The sequence below is a fragment of the Rubellimicrobium mesophilum DSM 19309 genome, from assembly GCF_000600335.2.
Classification (GTDB): Bacteria; Pseudomonadota; Alphaproteobacteria; order Rhodobacterales; family Rhodobacteraceae; genus Rubellimicrobium; species Rubellimicrobium mesophilum.
In genome coordinates, this window is sequence record NZ_KK088623.1 from 1 (window position 1) to 15,164 (window position 15,164).

The 15,164-nt window shown below is 71.5% G+C and carries 10 protein-coding genes and 4 pseudogenes; 13 read left to right on the forward strand and 1 reads right to left on the reverse strand.

The window, feature by feature from the left end; translation table 11 throughout:
• Window positions 1–189, reverse strand: a pseudogene (locus tag RUMESO_RS21370) (hypothetical protein); the annotation flags it as partial.
• Between the two features lie 35 nt (window positions 190–224).
• Between RUMESO_RS21370 and RUMESO_RS21375 the strand changes: the two are divergent.
• The 13 genes and pseudogenes from RUMESO_RS21375 to RUMESO_RS21430 all read left to right on the forward strand — a co-directional run bounded on the left by RUMESO_RS21375 (window position 225) and on the right by RUMESO_RS21430 (window position 14,799).
• Complete coding sequence (locus RUMESO_RS21375; RefSeq protein ID WP_082484489.1) at window positions 225–1,274, forward strand: GlxA family transcriptional regulator; 1,050 nt, start codon at window positions 225–227, stop codon at window positions 1,272–1,274.
• Between the two features lie 443 nt (window positions 1,275–1,717).
• Window positions 1,718–4,471, forward strand: coding sequence for a phosphoenolpyruvate carboxylase (locus RUMESO_RS21380; protein WP_037283564.1), 2,754 nt, complete (start codon window positions 1,718–1,720; stop codon window positions 4,469–4,471).
• A 39-nt stretch (window positions 4,472–4,510) separates the two neighbouring features.
• A complete protein-coding gene (gene glyA / locus RUMESO_RS21385; RefSeq protein WP_037283567.1) occupies window positions 4,511–5,818 on the forward strand; it encodes a serine hydroxymethyltransferase in 1,308 nt (435 codons plus the stop codon).
• A gap of 287 nt (window positions 5,819–6,105) precedes the next feature.
• Window positions 6,106–6,747 carry a LuxR C-terminal-related transcriptional regulator gene (locus RUMESO_RS21390; RefSeq protein ID WP_211262956.1) on the forward strand — a complete coding sequence of 214 codons (642 nt, stop codon included), beginning with the start codon at window positions 6,106–6,108 and terminating at the stop codon, window positions 6,745–6,747.
• Window positions 6,748–6,932: 185 nt separating this feature from the next.
• Entirely contained in the window at window positions 6,933–7,283 is a 351-nt protein-coding gene (locus RUMESO_RS21395) for a cupin domain-containing protein (RefSeq protein WP_037283570.1), read from the forward strand.
• A gap of 192 nt (window positions 7,284–7,475) precedes the next feature.
• Window positions 7,476–7,916, forward strand: coding sequence for a group II truncated hemoglobin (locus RUMESO_RS21400; RefSeq protein WP_245639374.1), 441 nt, complete (start codon window positions 7,476–7,478; stop codon window positions 7,914–7,916).
• A 267-nt stretch (window positions 7,917–8,183) separates the two neighbouring features.
• Entirely contained in the window at window positions 8,184–9,374 is a 1,191-nt protein-coding gene (locus RUMESO_RS21405; RefSeq protein WP_037283573.1) for an aminotransferase class V-fold PLP-dependent enzyme, read from the forward strand.
• Between the two features lie 21 nt (window positions 9,375–9,395).
• Complete coding sequence (locus tag RUMESO_RS21410; RefSeq protein ID WP_037283577.1) at window positions 9,396–10,340, forward strand: HpcH/HpaI aldolase/citrate lyase family protein; 945 nt, start codon at window positions 9,396–9,398, stop codon at window positions 10,338–10,340.
• Between the two features lie 11 nt (window positions 10,341–10,351).
• Window positions 10,352–11,527 (forward strand): annotated as a pseudogene (locus RUMESO_RS28005) (malate--CoA ligase subunit beta).
• Window positions 11,528–11,540: 13 nt separating this feature from the next.
• A pseudogene (gene sucD / locus RUMESO_RS21420) lies at window positions 11,541–12,435 on the forward strand (succinate--CoA ligase subunit alpha).
• Window positions 12,436–12,448: 13 nt separating this feature from the next.
• Window positions 12,449–12,688 (forward strand): annotated as a pseudogene (locus RUMESO_RS28240) (D-glycerate dehydrogenase); the annotation flags it as partial.
• A gap of 82 nt (window positions 12,689–12,770) precedes the next feature.
• Window positions 12,771–13,415 (forward strand): NAD(P)-dependent oxidoreductase, encoded by a 645-nt coding sequence (locus RUMESO_RS21425; RefSeq protein ID WP_342670813.1) that lies wholly within the window; start codon window positions 12,771–12,773, stop codon window positions 13,413–13,415.
• The gene (locus RUMESO_RS21430) at window positions 13,405–14,799 is read left to right on the forward strand and encodes a glycerate kinase type-2 family protein (RefSeq protein ID WP_051521582.1); all 1,395 of its coding nucleotides are present in this window, start codon (window positions 13,405–13,407) and stop codon (window positions 14,797–14,799) included. Before RUMESO_RS21425 ends, RUMESO_RS21430 begins: the two co-directional genes overlap by 11 nt.
• Window positions 14,800–15,164 lie beyond the last annotated feature (365 nt).

Consider the following 15,164-nt stretch of genomic DNA (forward strand, 5'->3'; position numbering starts at 1 on the left):
GGCCTGGGCGAGGTCGGCCACGGTCATGCCCTGGCTGCGGCGGAAGGTGCGCACCTCGCGGCCGATGGCGGTCTCGAGGTTGCGCTCCGCGAGTTCGCGGACGCGGTGGGGGTCCTGGGTCAGCCCCGGCTTCTGGCGCGCGGGGGCCGGGGCGGCGTCCTCGGGCTCGGGCTCGTGGTCCTGGGGCATGGCGCTCGGCGCTCTCCGGCCGTATGTTTCTTCGCATGAAACATGTCGCCACTCCGGCCGAGGTGTCAAGCTCGGCGCCCGCCGCGCCCCTGGCCGCCTGGGGCTTCCTGCTCTTTCCGGGCTTCCCCATGGCCTGCCTGACCTCGGCCATCGAGCCGCTGCGCGCCGCCAACGAAATCACCGGACGCCCCGAGTTCGCCTGGACGCTGCTGGGCGAGGCGCCGGGCCCGGTGCGCTCCTCGGCCAGCGTCCGCTTCGACACCGACGCGACGCTCGCGGAGGCCGCGGGCCTCGACGCCCTGGTCTGCCTCTCACCCCCCGATGCGCGCTTTCTCGACCCGCGCCGCTCGGAGGCGGCGCTGCGGCTCCTGGCGCGGCGCGGCGTGACGCTGGGCGGCTTCTCCGGCGGGGTGTTCCCGCTCATGCGCGCGCAGGCCCTGGGCCGGCACACCCCCTCGGTCCACTGGTGCTACGAGGGCGCCTGGGCGGGGGAGTTCCCCGACCGCGGCACCAGCCGCAACGCCATCCAGCGCGAGCACGGCCGCATCACCGTGTCGGGGGCGGGCGCGGTCTTCGACCTGATGCTGCGGGTGATCGAGGAGCGGCTCGGCCGGGCGCTGATGACCGAGGTGGCCTGCTGGTTCCAACACCCCTTCGTGCGCGACGAGACCGCGCTGCAGGCCCGCCCGGTGGCGCGGGCGGGCGGCACCGAGGCGATGCTGCCGCCCCCCGTGCGCGAGGCCGTCCGCCTCTTCGGCCTGCACATCGAGGACCCGCTCGCCATCGCCCAGGTGGCCGCGCAGGTCAGGCTCTCCGAGCGCACGCTGGAGCGCGCCTTCCGCGCCGCCACCGGCGAGACCCCCTTGCGCTACTACCGCCGCCTGCGCCTCGAGCGCGGCCGCCAGCGGGTGCTCTACTCCACCGACACCGTCACCGAGATCGCCCGCTCGGTGGGCTACTCCACCTCCACCGATTTCGCCCGCCACTACCAGGAGGCCTTCGGCGTCCACCCCGCCGACGAGCGCCGCCGCCTCGCCGGGCTGCGCGGCCTCGCCGGAGCCGTGCCCCCCGACCAGCAAGGCTGAGCGGGTCCCCCGCGAAGGGCAGACCCCGCCTCGCCGGACCGAGGGCGCAACTCCCCCTACCCCGCCGGGCGGCCACCCGGGGACAAGGATCACCCTCGCAGACAAAGGTGAAGAAAGCGTTAACGGCCGGAGAAAATCGGGGGCGGCCCCTCCCGGGCTGCGGCCCCGGACCCGCCTGGAACGCGCTCCGCGCCGCCATGACAAGCGCGTGGTGGAGCGAATCGGCCGAGGAGCGCGGGCCGGGCGGTCGGCATCGGGGAGCGCTCGCATCGTGCCCCATGCTGGACATCCGGCATTCCCCTACGGATAGGTCGGGCCGATCTCACCGTGCGGGCAGTCCCGTCCTACCCGTCGAACCGAATTTTCTACCCGGAGGGTGATTGCGGCATCGAGAGCGGCACGGTCTCCTGCAGGTGCTGCCTCGTCGCCCCGGGAGCCGTCCGATGCCGACCACATTCGCCACATCCGACCTCCCTCCGACGCGTCCAAGGGCGACCGTCCGCCTGCCGGCCTTCCGGCTCCGCGACAACGATGCCCTGTTCCGCCTTCTCCTGTCGGAGGTGGTCCGGCCCACCTTGCCCGAGATCGACTGCCTCCTCGATGGGCGGATCACCGTGGACGAGGTCGCGCCGACCGACCGACGGGCCGCCTTGCAGGCGCTGGCCGCCTGGTGCCAGCTCCTCTCCGTCGCCCGCGAATGGGGCGCGGTCCAGGAGCGGCGGCGCATCGAGCGCGAAGGGGAGTCGTCCCGCATCGTCGGCTCCTTCAGCAACATCATCGGGTCGCTGCCCGACCAGGGCGTCACGGCTGACGAACTCGCCGAGGTGCTGGGCCGCCTCCGGGTCGTGCCGACCATGACGGCGCACCCGACCGAGACCAAGCGCGTCACGGTGCTGGAGATCCACCGCCGGATCTACCGCCGCCTGACCGAGCTGCGGGGGCGGGACTGGTCCCCCCGGGAGGAGGGCGAGCACCTTCGCGCCCTGGCGGCCGAGATCGAGCTCCTGTGGCTCACCGGCGAGCTGCGCCTGCAGCCGCCCAGCGTCGAGCAGGAGGTCGCCTGGGGGCTCCATTTCTTCCGCGAGGTGCTGTTCGACGCGGTCCCGACCCTCCACGCCGCCTTGGCCCATGCCGTGGAGCAGACCTATCCCGGCGTCCGGCCGGGCGGATTCATCCGGTTCTCGACCTGGATCGGCGGCGACCGGGACGGGAACCCCAAGGTCACCACCGAGGTCACGCGGCGGGCGCTGGCCGCCTGCCGGGACCTCGCGCTCCGGTCCCATTCCCGCGCGCTGGCCGATCTCGGCGCCCGCATCTCCATCAGCCAGGGCGCGACCGCCACCCCCCAGGCCTTCCTGGATCACCTCGCGGCGCTCCTGTCCTCCTGCGGACCGGAGGCGGGGCGGATCGTCCAGCGCAACGGGGAGGAGCCCTTCCGCCAGTACGTCAGCGCCCTTCTCGTCCGCACGGACGCGACGATCGCCTGCGACGCCGGGGCCGAGCCGCTCGCCCGGCCCTTCGCCGGCCCGCGCGAGCTGGCCCACCACCTGCGCGTGCTCGACGACGCCCTCGTGGCCCTGGGGGCGGAGGCGACCTCCGAGCGGCTGATCCAGCCGTTCCTCCTGCGCCTCGAGACCTTCGGGTTCCACACCGCCGCGCTCGATGTCCGGCAGAACTCGACGGTCGTCAACCGCGTGGTGGACGAGGTCCTCGGCGCCTTGGGCCGCCTCCCTTCGGACGCCCCGCCGGAGGCGCGGTCGGCGCGCCTGCGCGAGGCCCTGCATCAAGACGAGCCGCTCGACCGGGCCAGGCTCCCGACCCTCTCGGACGAGGCGCGGGAGACGCTGGACCTCTTCGCCCTCCTATCCCGCCGGCCGTCCGCCAGCCACGACGCCCTGGGGTCGGTCATCCTGTCGATGACGCGTTCGGCGGAGGACCTCCTGGCCGTCTACCTGCTGCTGCGGTGGTCCGGCGGGGACGGCCTGCGCGGGGCGCACGCGGCCGGTCCGGCGGTGGTCCCGCTCTTCGAGACCATCGCGGACCTGAGGGCCTCTCCGCGCATCCTCGACGAGCTGCTGCGCGAGCGGACGGTGCGCCGGGCCATCAGCACGACGGGCGACCTCCAGGAGATCATGCTCGGCTATTCGGACAGCAACAAGGACGGCGGCTTCCTGACGTCCAACTGGGAGCTCTCGAAGGCGCAGGTGGCGCTGCGTCGCGCGGGCGCGCGCCATGGGGTCAAGGTGGCGTTCTTCCATGGCCGCGGCGGCTCGGTCAGCCGCGGGGGGGCGCCCACGGGCCGGGCCATCGCCGCCCAGCCGTCCCACACGGTGGACGGCCGGCTGCGCGTGACCGAGCAGGGCGAGATCGTCTCGGCCAAGTTTGCCAACCGGGGCACGGCGCTCGCCAACCTCGAGATCCTCAGCGCGGCGGTCCTGGCCCATAGCCTCAAGTCCCCGCGCGAGGCCGCCCTGGCCGAGGACCCGGAGTTCGGCGAGGCCATGGAGGCGCTCTCGGACCTGTCCCGGGCCGCCTATGCGAACCTCCTGCGGCAGCCCGGCTTCGTGGACTACTTCCACCAGGCCAGCATCGCCGACGAGATCGCGCTCCTGAACATCGGCTCCCGCCCGGTCCGCCGCTTCGCGAGCGGGCCGCGCGAGCTTACCGACCTCAGGGCGATCCCCTGGGTCTTCGGCTGGAGCCAGAACCGCCACATGATCACCGGCTGGTACGGGATCGGGACCGCGCTCTCGCGCTTCGTCGAGGTTCGCGGGGAGGCGGGTCTCGACCTCCTCCGGCGCATGTTCGAGCGCTCGCGCATGTTCCGGCTCGTCGTCGACGAGGCCGAGAAGATGATCGTCCTGTCGGACATGGAGATCGCCGGGCGCTACGCGGGTCTGGTGAAGGACCGGGCGGCGGCCGAGGCGATCTGGGCGCGCATCTGCCACGAGCATGGCCTGACACGGGACCGCATCGCGGAGATCACCGGCGTGCCCGACCTGTCGCGCCGCTTCCCCGCCTTCAAGGACAAGGTCGCCACGCTTCGCCCGCAGCTCGCGGGGGCTCATCGCCTCCAGGTCGAGCTCCTGCGGCAGGTGCGCGCGGCGGGCGGGGCCGAGGCCGCGCCTCGAGAGGATGTCGAAGCCCTGCTGATGACCATCCATGTCATCTCGGCGGGCCTGGGCTGGACAGGTTAGACGGGCGGCAGGGCCGCGCCCTCGGAAAGGAGCGAATCCATGAACAAGGCCATTCCCGATCAGGACTTCGGGCCGGAGTTCTTCACGACGTCCCTCGCCGCCCGCGACCCTGGGATTGCGGCGGCCATTGGGTCCGAGCTGGGCCGGCAGCGCCACGAGATCGAGCTGATCGCCTCCGAGAACATCGTGAGCCGGGCGGTTCTGGAGGCGCAGGGCTCGGTGCTGACCAACAAGTATGCGGAGGGCTATCCGGGGCGGCGCTACTACGGGGGCTGCGAGTTCGTGGACCTGGCCGAGAGCCTGGCGATCGAGCGGGCGAAGGAGCTCTTCGGCTGCGCCCATGCCAACGTGCAGCCGCACTCGGGCAGCCAGGCCAACCAGGGGGTCTACCTGGCGCTCCTGCAGCCCGGCGACACGCTCCTGGGCATGAGCCTGGACGCCGGCGGGCACCTGACGCACGGCGCCAAGCCCAACCAGTCGGGCAAGTGGTTCCACGCCGTCCAGTACGGGGTGCGGCGGCAGGACTCCTTGCTCGACTACGAGCAGGTGGCGGCGCTGGCGGCCGAGCACCGGCCCCGCGCGATCGTGGCGGGGGGCTCGGCCATCCCGCGGGTGATCGACTTCGCGCGGATGCGGGCGATCGCCGACTCGGTGGGCGCCTGGCTCGTCGTCGACATGGCGCACTTCGCCGGGCTGGTGGCGGCGGGGCTCTACCCCTCGCCCTTCCCGCACGCGCATGTGGCGACCACCACCACCCACAAGACCCTGCGCGGGCCTAGAGGCGGCATGATCCTCACCGACGACGAGGAGATCGCCCGCAAGATCAACTCGGCCATCTTCCCCGGCCTCCAGGGCGGGCCCCTGATGCACGTCATCGCCGCCAAGGCGGTGGCCTTCGGCGAGGCCCTCGACCCGGCGTTCAAGGACTACCAGCGGCAGGTGGTCGCGAACGCCCAGGCGCTCGCCGACGAGCTCCTGCGCGGCGGCCTCGACATCGTCACCGGCGGCACCGACACCCACCTGATGCTGGTGGACCTGCGGCCCAAGGGGGTGAAGGGCAACGCCACCGAAGCCGCGCTCGGCCGCGCCCGCATCACCTGCAACAAGAACGGCGTGCCCTTCGACCCCGAGAAGCCCACCGTCACCTCCGGCGTGCGCCTGGGCAGCCCCGCCGCCACCACGCGGGGCCTCAGGGAGGCTGAGTTCCGCCAGGTCGGCCGCTGGATCATCGAGGTCGTGGACAGCCTGCGCGCCACCCAGGGCCAGGGCGACCCCGCCACCGAGGCCCGCATCGCCCACGAGGTCCAGGCCCTCTGCAGCCGCTTCCCCATCTACCAGGAAATGTGAGGTGACCAAGGCGCGCCGTCGGAACCGGCTAGTCCCGCCAGTCCAGGCGACGGTGGAACGTTGCTCGGGTGAGGCTCGTGGCGCGCATCGGCAGCAGGACGTCGCTCGTGGCGGATCGCCCGGAACCTTTTCTGCCAGGAGGGACTTGCGGGACCGTCATGTGGACGTGAGTAGCCCGGGGCCCACGATGTCGTAGACGTCCCGCGTCGTTTTGAATAGTGTGAAGAAAAGATTTACCACAGTGAACAAGAGGCCTGCTTGCACGGGCTCGGCTGGGGAGGAGGACCATGGCCATGGCCGATGGGGCGCTGTTGAGCCCGGCTCCGGTGCGGACGGCACTGGTCGAGCCCAATCCACTGATCGTCGCCGCGCTCACCGGGCTCTTCGAGAGGGACCCGCGCTTCACCCTCACGGCCACCCTGACGCGCGGCTCCGAGCTGATCGCCGCCGCGCGGCGGCAGGACATCAATCTTGCGGTGGTCTCCTGGCGACTGGCGGACGGAAGCGCGGCCGAGCTCCTGCGCGAGGTCAAGGCGCGGGAGCTGGGCCTCAGGATCATCATCTTCGCCAACGACCACGACCTGGACCTCGTGCGGCGGGCGGTCCGGCTGGGCGCGCACGGCTACTGCTACCAGTTCGACGACCCGTCGATCCTGTTCGAGACGCTCCACACCGTCGCGCGCGGACGCATCTGCATCCCGGACATCGACATCACGCGCCTCAACGACACGCCTCTCGCCCAGCTCACCGTGCGCGAGCGGGAGCTCCTCGACATGCTGTCGCGCGGCTGGACCAACCTTCAGGTGGCCAATCGGACCGGCATCTCGGAGAACACGGTCAAGTACCACCTCAAGAACCTCTACGACAAGCTGGGCGTCCGGAACCGGGCCATGGCGGTCGCCCTCTACACCCGCGAGCGAGAGATCTAGCCGACGGCCCGGACCATGATCCCGGTTCACGGGGCCGGAACGCCGGGAACGGTCGGAGCCAGGCCGCAGCGCGCCGGGCGGCCTGTCCCCGGGTCTGGACACGGCAGGCGCCATCCATGAACTACTGACGGCGGGCTCCGTCCATCGACGGCCCTCGCCAGGTCCACAACAGGGAGGAACGAACCATGCCGACCGTCACCCGCCTCGGCGCACCGAGCGGCGCGCCCATCACCGACGACCTCGAGGGATGGGTCAAGATCGAGGGCAACCCGACGATGAGGACCTGGGTCCAGCACACCGCCGCCGATGGCACCATGATCTCGGGGACCTGGGAGGCGACGCCGGGCTCCTGGCACGCCACCTACACCGACTACGAGTTCGTCCACCTGATCGAGGGCCGCATCACGATCACCGAGGACGGCGGCGAGCCCGTCACGCTGAACCCGGGCGACGCCTTCGTGGTCGAGGCGGGATTCAAGGGCGTCTGGCGGATCGAGGCGCCGGTCCGCAAGCACTTCGCGATCCGCCTCAAGTAGTGCCATTCGGACGGCGTCGGGTTCCCGGATCCGGCGCCGCCCCGTCGAGCGCACCGGCCAGCCAGCCGCGACCGGGCCAACGAAGGGCCGGTTCCGGTTCGCCTGTCGGATTCTCCGCACCCGATGCCGGGTGTCGCATTGACGAGCGCCTTGGCCGGGCACCCAATCCCGCGCGGAGGATGGGAGGATTCCATGGCGGCTGTCATCGAGGACATCGGCGGGGAGCCGGTCGTGCGCGCGCTGGTCGAGCGGTTCTACGACCTCATCGAGACCGCGCCGGAAGGGGCGAACATCCTCAACCTGCACTTCCAGGGGCACGGCCTCGCGCATGTGCGACTGGAGCAGTTCGATTTCCTCTGCGGGTTCTTCGGCGGGCGCCGCTACTACGCGGAACGGCACGGGCACATGAACCTGCGCGAGCTCCACGCCCATGTGCCGATCCGGATGCAGGACGCGGAGGACTGGCTGAGCTGCATGGTGCGGGCGCTGGACGACACCGGCGTCCAGGGACCCGCCCGGGCCCGCATCGAGGCCCGCCTTCGACCGAGCGGCACGGATGCTGGTGAACCAGCCTGCGGACTAGCATCGAGCCTGAGTCCAGGGGCGGTAGGGTCCCGGCCCTCCCCAGACTGACCGCGTCCATAAAGACCTAAGCTGGCGCCGTCGCCGACGCGGGGGATGTCCACGCGTCGTCTCGATCCATGTTGCCAGGACCTCGCCCGCAAATGCCTCCGCATCTGCCGGGCTGCCGAACCCGCGCCCTCGGCGGGAAGGCCCATGACCCGAGCGGGTAGGTCCCGCCCCGCCCATCGGGCGCGTCTTTCCATCCGCCCGAGTGTGTGCAGCGGCGACGCCGAGGGCGAAGCTTTCCCTGCAAGCGATGCCGAGGGAGGGACTGTCATGGCTGGCTACACGCATCTCTACATCCCGGGGCCGACGAACATTCCCGAGCGCGTCCGGATGGCGATGAACGTCTCCATGCAGGACATGCGGGCGCCGGACTTCCCGGACCTGACCAAGCCGCTCTTCGCCAAGGTCGCCAAGGTCTTCCGCAACTCCACGGGCCGGGTCTTCCTCTACCCGTCCTCCGGCACCGGCGCCTGGGAGGCGGCGATCCAGAACACGCTCTCGCCCGGCGACCGCGTGCTCATGAGCCGCTTCGGCCAGTTCTCGCATCTCTGGGTGGACATGGCCCAGCGCCTCGGCCTCGAGGTGGACGTGGTCGACTGCGAGTGGGGCGAGGGGGTTCCCGTGGAGACCTATGCCGAGAGGCTCCGGGCCGACCGGGGGCATCGCATCAAGGCGGTCTTCGCCACCCACAACGAGACCGCGACCGGCGTGAGCTCGGACGTGGCGGCGGTGCGGCGGGCGCTGGACGAGGCGGGGCATCCCGCGCTCCTCATGGTGGACGGCGTCTCGGCGGTGGGGTCGATCCCCTTCGATCAGGACGCCTGGCGGGTCGACTGCTGCGTGTCGGGCTCGCAGAAAGGGTTCATGCTGCCGGCGGGCCTGGGCATCCTGTCGGTCTCGGCCAAGGCGCTCGAGGCCAGCCGCACGGCGGGCTACCCGCGCACCTACTTCGCCTTCGCCGACCAGATCGCGGGGAACGACAACGGCTACTTCCCCTACACGCCGGCCACCCAGCTCCTGCGCGGGCTCGACGTCTCCTGCGACATGCTGCTGGAGGAGGGTCTGGAGGCCGTATGGGGGCGCCACGCCCGCCTCGCCGGTGGCGTCCGCCAGGCCGTGCAGGCCTGGGGCCTCCGGCTCTGCGCCAAGGAGCCGAGGTGGCAGTCCGACACGGTGAGCGCCATCGTGGTGCCCGAAGGAGTGGACGCCACGCGCGTCATCCGCCGCGCCTACGAGGCCTACAACACGTCGCTGGGCAGCGGCCTGTCGAAGGTCGCGGGCAAGGTGTTCCGCATCGGCCACCTGGGCTGGCTGAACGAGGGCATGGTCTGCACCGCGCTCTCGGTCGCCGAGATGGCGATGATCGACTGCGGCATCGCGCTCCGGCCCGGCTCGGGCGTGGGCGCCGCGATCTCGCACTTCTCCTCGACCTCCCCGGCCGTCGTCGCCAAGGCCGCCTGAGCCAGCATCGGGACCATCGTCATGAGCCACACCGTCAACCACCTCCGCAAGCTGCGCCTCCAGCGGAGCGAGCTCGCCGTCCCGGGGTCGAACCCCTCGATGATCGACCGCGCCGCCGAGAGCGCGGCGGATTACGTCTTCCTCGACATCGAGGACGCGGTCGCGCCGCCCGACAAGGAGCAGGCGCGGCGCAACATCATCGCCGCGCTGAACGACATCGACTGGCGCGCCAAGGGCAAGACCGTCTCGGTCCGCATCAACGGGCTCGACACCCACTACATGTACCGCGACGTGGTCGACGTGATGGAGCAGGCGGGGAGCCGGCTCGACACGATCCTCGTGCCCAAGGTGGGGGTGCCGGCGGACCTCTACATGGTCGAGGCGCTGGTCAACCAGATCGAGATGGCCAAGGGCTACACGACCAGGGTCGGCCTGGAGGCGCTGATCGAGACGGCGCTCGGCATGAGCAACGTCGAGGCCATCGCGGCCTTCCCGGGGCGGCTGGAGGCGCTGCACTTCGGGGTGGCGGACTACGCGGCCTCCTGCAAGGCGCGCACCGTGAGCATCGGCGGGCTCAACCCCAATTATCCGGGCGACCAGTGGCACTTCGCGCTGTCGCGGATGACGGTGGCCTGCCGGGCCTACGGGCTCCGCGCCATCGACGGGCCGTTCGGGGACTTCTCCGACCCCGAGGGCTACCGCAACGCCGCGCGGCGTGGTGCGGCCCTGGGGATCGAGGGCAAGTGGGCCATCCACCCCAGCCAGATCGCGCTCGCCAACGAGGAGTTCTCGCCACCCGAGAAGGAGGTCGAGCGCGCCCGCCGCATCCTGCAGGCCCTCACCGAGGCCGAGGCGCAGGGTAGGGGCGCGGCCTCGCTGGACGGCAAGATGATCGACGCCGCATCGGCGCGCATGGCCCAGAACATCATCGCCGTGAACGACGCCATCACGCGCGTCGCGGCCTGAGGGAGGATCGCATGGACATCCACGAATACCAGGCCAAGGAGCTCCTGGCCAACTACGGGGTCCGGACGCCGCGTGGCGGCCTCGCCTACTCCCCCGAGCACGCGGCCTACCGCGCCACGGAGGTCGGGGGCGAGGCCTGGGTGGTCAAGGCCCAGATCCATTCGGGGGCGCGGGGCAAGGCGGGCGGCATCGTCCTGTGCCGCGACGAGCACGAGGTCTCGGCCGCCGCCGAGAAGCTGCTCGGGCGCCGGCTCGTCACGCACCAGACCGGGCCCAAGGGCAAGCTCGTGAACCGCCTCTACATCGAGGAGACGGTGGAGCTGGGCCAGGAGCTCTACCTGGGCTTCGTGCTCGACGGGGGAGGAGCGGATCATCATCCTGGCCTCGGCCTCGGGGGGCAGTGGAGATCGAGGAGATCGCGGAGAAGGCGCCCGACAGCCTGATCCGCTGCTCAGTCGACCCGGGCGTGGGATGCAGGAGTTCCAGGCCCGCGAGATCGCCTTCGGCCTCGGCCTCGAGGGCGCGCTGATCGGCAAGGCGGTGAGCACCATCATGGGCTGCTACAACGCCTTCCGCGAGTACGACGCCTCCATGCTGGAGATCAATCCGCTGGTGGTCTCGGGAACGACCTGATCGCGCTCGACGCCAAGATGAGCTTCGACGACAACGCGCTCTTCCGCCGGCCGGAGATCTCGGAGTTCCGCGACAAGAGCCAGGAGGACCCGCGCGAGACCTTCGCCTCGGACCGCGGGCTGTCCTACGTGGGGCTCGACGGCAACATCGGCTGCATCATCAACGGGGCCGGCCTCGCGATGGCGACGATGGACATGATCAAGATGGCCGGGGGCGAGCCCGCGAACTTCCTCGACATCGGCGGCGGCGCGAGCCCCGAGCGGGTGGCCAAGAGCTTCCGCGCGGTGCTGTCCGACCGCAACGTCGAAGCGATCCTCGTGAACATCTTCGCGGGCATCAACCGCTGCGACTGGGTGGCGGAGGGCGTCGTGAAGGCCATCGAGGAGGTCGGCGTGACGGTGCCGCTGGTCGTCCGCCTCGCGGGGACCAACGTCGAGGAGGGTCGGAAGATCCTCGCCGAAAAGGCCCCGAACGTCACCGTGGCCGCCACGCTGGCCGAGGCGGCCGAGGCCGCCGTCGCCGCCTGGAAGTCCAGAACCGCCAACGCCGCCTGAGGGAGATTCGACAATGACCGTTCTTCTCGACCGTGACACGCCGGTGATCGTCCAGGGCTTCACCGGGCGGATCGGCAGCTTCCACGCGCAGGAGATGATCGACTACGGCACCAAGGTGCTGGGCGGCGTGACCCCGGGCAAGGGCGGCACGACCCACATGGGCCTGCCCGTGTTCAACACCGTCCGCGGCGCCGTGGCCGAGACGGGCGCCACGGCCTCGATCGTCTTCGTGCCGCCGCCCTTCGCCGCCGACTCCATCATGGAGGCCGCCGACGCCGGAATCCGCTTCTGCGTCTGCATCACCGACGGCATCCCCGCGCAGGACATGATGCGCGTGAAGCGCTACATGCGCCGCTACCGCTACGAGGACCGGATGCGGCTCGTGGGGCCCAACGGCGCGGGGGTGATCTCGCCCGGGCAGGGGATGATGGGGATCATGCCGGCACATCTACGCCGAGGGCCGCGTGGGCATCGTCAGCCGGTCGGGGACCCTGGGCTACGAGGCGGCGAGCCAGATGAAGGCGCGGGGCATCGGCGTGTCCACCTCGGTGGGCATCGGCGGAGACCCGATCAACGGCTCCTCGTTCCGCGACATCCTGGAGCTCTTCGAGAAGGACCCGGGCACGGATGCGGTCGTCATGATCGGCGAGATCGGCGGCCCGCAGGAGGCCGAGGCGGCCGCCTGGGCGCGCGACCACATGAGCAAGCCGCTCATCGCCTACATCGCGGGGCTCTCGGCGCCCAAGGGCAAGCGCATGGGCCATGCCGGCGCCATCATCTCGGCCTTCGGGGAGTCGGCGCAGGAGAAGGTCGAGATCCTTCGCAGCGCGGGGCACACGATCGTCCCCCATCCCGCCGCCTTCGGCGAGACGGTGGAAGCGGCGCTGAGCCTCCGGCAGGCAGCCTGATCGGAGGAGAGCCATGACGAAGCCGCGAATCCTCGTGACCCGCCGCTGGCCGGAGGTGGTGCAATCCCGCCTGGCCCGCGACTACGACGCCACCTTCAACGACGCCGACTGGCGCATGACCTCCGAGGTCATCACGCGGGCCCTGGAGGACTACGACGCGGTGCTGCCGACCGTCAGCGACCAGTTGCCCGCGAGCGTCTTCCCCTCGACGCCCCGAACGCGGATCATCGGCAACTTCGGCGTGGGCTACAACCACATCGACCTCGCGGCGGCCACGGCCGCGGGGCTCACCGTCACGAACACGCCGGGGATGCCTGACGGACTGCACGGCCGACTTGGCCATCACGCTGATGCTGATGGTCGCGCGCCGCGCCGGCGAGGGCGAGCGCGAGCTGCGCGCGGGGGGCTGGACCGGCTGGCGGCCGACCCACATGATGGGGCGGCGACTCTCGGGCCGAACGCTCGGCATCGTCGGCATGGGTCGGATCGGCCGCGCGACCGCGCGTCGCGCCCGCCTGGGGTTCGGCATGGACATCGTCTTCTTCAACCGCAGCCGCCTCGACGACGACGAGATCCGCGAGCTGGGCGCGCGCCAGCTCGACTCGGTCGAGGAGCTCATGCAGGCGTCGGACGTGGCGTCGGTCCACTGCCCGGGCGGAGGGGCCAACCGGCACCTCGTGGATGCGCGCGCCATCGAGGCCCTGGGCGACGGCATCCTCATCAACACCGCGCGTGGCGATGTCGTGGACATGGCGGCGCTCATCGAGGCGCTTCGCCACAAGCGAATCGCCGGGGCGGGGCTCGACGTCTACGAGGACGAGCCGGCGGTGCCCGAGGTCCTGCGCCGGATGGAGAACGTCGTCCTCCTGCCTCACCTGGGGAGCGCGACGGTGGAGACCCGCGTGGCCATGGGGATGATGGTCGCCGACAACCTCGATGCCTTCTTCGCGGGCCGCGAGCCCCCCAACCGTGTCGCCTGACGTCCTGCCCGACCGTGACGAGGCCGCGTGCCTGCCCGAGCTGCGCTCGGAGGCCCTGGCCCTCTATCGTGCCGCCGTGAAGGCGGCCGATCCCCGGCGCCTGGTGGACCGAGCCCTGGAGGAGGAGGCTCCGGCTCTCGCGGCGGCACGGCGCGTCGTGATGGTCTCGGTGGGCAAGGCGGGGCTGGCCATGGCGGAGGCGGCCCGTCCCCATGTCGCCTACCGGCTCCGCCACGCGGTGGTCGTGACCACGGCCCAGGCCGCGCGACCGCTCGACTGGGCGCGGGTCATCGCGGGAGGGCACCCGCTTCCCGACAAGGGGAGCCTGGAGGGGGGCGCGGCCGTCGTGTCGGCCCTCGCCGGACTGCGGGAGGACGACCTCGTCCTGCTCCTGGTGTCGGGCGGGGGGTCCGCGCTCCTCGCCGCGCCTCCGCCCGGCGTGTCGATCAACGACAAGGTGCGGCTCGCGAACGCCCTGCTGCGATCGGGTGCGGGCATCGGCGAGATGAATGCCGTCCGCGCTGCCGTGTCCGCCCTCAAGGGCGGTGGCCTCGCCCGCCTGGCGATGCCGGCCCCGGTGCTGGCGCTGCTCCTGTCGGACGTTCCCGGCGACGACGTCGGAGTGATCGCGTCGGGTCTCTCGGCCCCCGTCCGACCCGACCCCGCGCGCGCCCTGGAGGTGCTCCGGCGCCATGGTCTCCTCGATGGGGCGCCCCGGTCGGTCCTGGCCCACTTGGACGATGCCCTTGCTGCTCCCCGCCCCATCCCGAATCCCCGGGTGCGCAACCGCGTGATCGGCAGCAACTCGATCAGCGTCGATGCCATGGAGGCCGTGCTGCGCAAGTCGGGCCGGCGCGTCCTGCGCGTGCCCGGCTGGCTGGAAGGGGCCGTCGCGCAGGCCGCCGAGCGGCTGGTGGCCCTGATGCGCGAGGCGGCGGATGGCGGGCCGGCCGCCGTCGTGGCCGGTGGCGAGACCTCCGTCCTCGTCCGGGGCTCGGGTCAAGGGGGTCGCAATCAGGAGCTGGCCCTGCGGGTGGCGCTCCTCTTCGAACGCCTGCCCAGCGGCACGCCCTGGGTGTTCCTGAGCGGGGGCACGGACGGGCGTGACGGGCCGACGGATGCCGCGGGCGGCCTGGTGGACCCGCTCTCGCTCTCGCGAATGAGGGGGGCAGGGCTGGACCCCGAAGCGAGGCTTGCCCGGAACGACTCCTATCCTGCGCTGGTGGCCTCCGGCGATGTCCTGCCGCTGGAGGCGACCGACACCAACGTTGCGGACGTGCAGGTCGCCCTGCTGGGCCGAGCGGGCCCGGACCTCCTGCCGGGCGGCGCCCGCGTGGAGGAGCGAGAGACCGAAGCGGCGATGGAGCCGTCGCCACGGCTCTGACGAGCAGGCCAGCCGGCGCTGGGCCTTGTTCATGAGGCCTTCCACCGGGAGGGCGCCGACGAGCATTCGTTCGGCGGATCGGGAGCGGCGCCGTCGCGCCCGGAGGCGGAAGGGGCCTTGGCGCCGCTGCCGCGCCGGGTGGTGGACGCCGGAGCGGCGATCGCGGACTGGCGGATCATGGCTGACCGACAAGACCTGCCTGTCCCCGGCATGAGCAGTTTCTCTTGCCCCCTGGTTAAAAAAGTTTCACAGTGGTTGAGACTGGGGGGCCGGGGCTGGGACCGGCGGGCTGGAGAGGAGGTCCGGGGAGATGTGCGGGATCGTGGGGCTGTTCCTGAAGGATGCGCGTCTGGAGCCGCATCTGG